We start from the raw sequence: 2,393 nt of genomic DNA, 5'->3' as shown, positions 1-2,393 counted from the left end.
CCTGCATCTGGCCTCGGGGCACCCGGGCCAACGCCTCTGGCACGTGCTCTCCTCAGCAGACCCGGAACTCGCTCATGAATAATTCAGGATAGAGGAGGCTCTGGGCTAGCCCGCATTGGTGTCAAATAGAGAACCCCCGGATTGCCGTCCGGGGGTTTTTCCTGCGATTTGCAGGGATTTTATCTGCGCGCTCGGCAGGACTCGAACCTGCGACCCCGTGATTCGTAGTCACGTGCTCTATCCGGCTGAGCTACGAGCGCGAGTTTGTATCCATATGATACCGCTGCCCCGGTCCCATCTCAAGTCGCCGCGGGGATTCGCTCCGGGCCGCCTCCGGGTAAGCTGGGCAGTAAGGTGGCTCTTCAGCAGCCGCAGAGAGTAGAATGAGAGCGTCATACCGGAGAAGAGAGGGAGAGCACCTGCGACCGTGAGCGCGTCCATTCTCATCGCCATCGGGGACGACGAGGAGCGTCTGGTCCTGCGCCGCGCGCTCTCCCGGGAGGGGTGGTCGGTGTTGCCCGCGGGGACCGGCCGGCTGGCCCGGGAGATAGCGGAGAAGCGGCTGCCGGACGTGGTCGTGGTGGACAACCGGCTGCCGGACGAGCGGGGATTCTCGGTGATCTCGGCCGTCCAGCAGCGGGCCAACGTCCCGTCCATCGCGCTGCTCAGGGACGAAGACACGATGGACCGTATCGTGGGGATAGAGCTCGGAGCGGACTATTACATGCGTTCGCCTGCCAACCCCCGGGAGGTCATCGCGCGCATCAAGCAGATCCTGCGCAAGCGCGACCGGACCGGCAGCGGGAGTCCGGGCCGGATCACCGTGGGAGACCTGGAGATAGACATGGACCGCGTGGAGGTGCGGCGCGAGGGGCGGCTGGTGCATCTCTCGCCGCGGGAGTTCAAGCTGCTCTTCACCCTCGCCCAGAGTCCCGGACGGGTCTTCTCGCGCGAATCTTTGCTGCGGCAGGTGTGGGGCGAGGACGAGTACATAGACGAACGCACGGTGAACGTCTACGTGCAGCGCCTGCGCCAGAAGCTCGGCGACGACTCCCACACCCCCCGCGTGATAGAGACCGTCCGGGGGTTCGGGTACCGGCTCGCCAGCCCCGAAGAGGACTGAGCCGCCGTGCGCTACCGGAACCGCTCGGAGGCCGGAGCCCGGCTGGCGGAGCTTTTGGAAGGGTACGCCGGCCGCGGGAACGTGGTGGTTCTGGGCCTGGCGCGCGGCGGGATAGTGGTGGCGGCCGAGGTCGCCCGCCGCCTGGATGCCCCCCTGGACGTGATGCTCGTGCGCAAGCTCGGCGCTCCCGGCAATCCCGAGCTCGCCATTGGGGCCGTCGCGGAGGGCGGCGAGCCGCTGGTGAACCGGACCTTCGTGCACTACCTGGAGGTCCCGGAAGAGTATCTGGAGCGCGAGATAGAGCGGCAGGTGGAGATCCTGGAGCGCCGTTCAGAGATTTACCGCCGGGGCCGGGACATGCTGCCGCTCAGAAACAGGATCGTGATCCTGGTAGACGACGGGCTGGCGACCGGGAGCACGGCCGAGGCTTCCGTTGCGGCCGCCGGGGAGCACGGCCCGCGGAAGATCGTCTTCGCCGCCCCGGTGGCGAGCCGGCAGGGCCTGGAGCGGCTGCGGGAATCGGCGGACGAGGTCGTCTGTCCGCTCGTGCCGGAGGATCTGCAGGCCGTCGGCTACTACTATGAGGACTTCAACCCGGTGACCGACGAGGACGTCATCCGGATCCTGAAGGAGTTCAGCGGACCCGGCGGATGAGCGCGCCGCCCCGGATCTGCTCCCCGGGGCGTACGTCGTAGCCGTGGCCCACGATGCAGTCTTCGAGGTAGGCGTTGTCCCCGACGTTGGCCCCGGGCAGCAGGATGCTGCGCTTGATGGTTGCGCCGGGGCGCACCCAGCAGTCCGAACCCACCGTCACGTCCCCGGCGAGGGTCACGCCGCGCCCGATCACGGCGTCCCGCCCGATCACGACCTGCCCCTCGACGGTGACCGAGGGGTGTATGTGGGCGTTCTCGCCTACCCACAGGCTCTCGCCCCGCTTCTCGCCCGGGATGCGTACCCGCACCCGGCCCGTGAGCACGTCGTACTGAGCCTCCCGGTAGGCGCTCAGGTTCCCAATATCCGACCAGTAGAAGTCCCCCTCATAGCCGACGAACCTCTCACCGGCCTCGAGCAGCCTGGGGAAGAGGTCTCTTGCAAAGTCGAAGAAGGTCCCTTCGGGAACGTACCGGAGGACTTCGGGTTCCAGCACGTAGATACCGGTATTGGCCAGCGTGCTTATCGCTTCTTCGGGCTCGGGCTTCTCCTGAAAGCCCAGGATGTTGCCCTCCCGGTCCACCTCCACGACCCCGTACTCTGAGGTGTCCGAGACGCG

Annotated in this window: 3 protein-coding genes and 1 tRNA gene; 2 read left to right on the top strand and 2 right to left on the bottom strand. The window is 67.0% G+C overall.

The genetic code is table 11. The features are described from left to right. Window positions 1–186 precede the first annotated feature (186 nt). Window positions 187–260 (bottom strand) — tRNA-Arg (locus E0L93_RS15560). Window positions 261–427: 167 nt separating this feature from the next. Between E0L93_RS15560 and E0L93_RS15555 the strand changes: the two genes are divergently transcribed. Both E0L93_RS15555 and E0L93_RS15550 read left to right on the top strand, forming a co-directional pair. After that, window positions 428–1,123: a response regulator transcription factor gene (locus E0L93_RS15555; protein WP_132693003.1), complete on the top strand. Its 696-nt coding sequence runs from the start codon at window positions 428–430 to the stop codon at window positions 1,121–1,123. Between the two features lie 6 nt (window positions 1,124–1,129). Beyond that, complete coding sequence (locus E0L93_RS15550) at window positions 1,130–1,777, top strand: phosphoribosyltransferase (protein ID WP_132693002.1); 648 nt, start codon at window positions 1,130–1,132, stop codon at window positions 1,775–1,777. Here the strand turns inward: E0L93_RS15550 and E0L93_RS15545 are convergent. Then, on the bottom strand, window positions 1,758–2,393 hold a 636-nt coding region (locus E0L93_RS15545; RefSeq protein ID WP_132693001.1), incomplete at its 5' end, for a nucleotidyltransferase family protein. The genes E0L93_RS15550 and E0L93_RS15545 overlap by 20 nt on opposite strands.

The sequence above is a fragment of the Rubrobacter taiwanensis genome (assembly GCF_004337705.1).
In the GTDB taxonomy this organism is placed as follows: domain Bacteria; phylum Actinomycetota; class Rubrobacteria; order Rubrobacterales; family Rubrobacteraceae; genus Rubrobacter_C; species Rubrobacter_C taiwanensis.
Note: the sequence above shows the minus strand (reverse complement) of the source record. Positions and strands in the feature narration are given on the sequence as shown.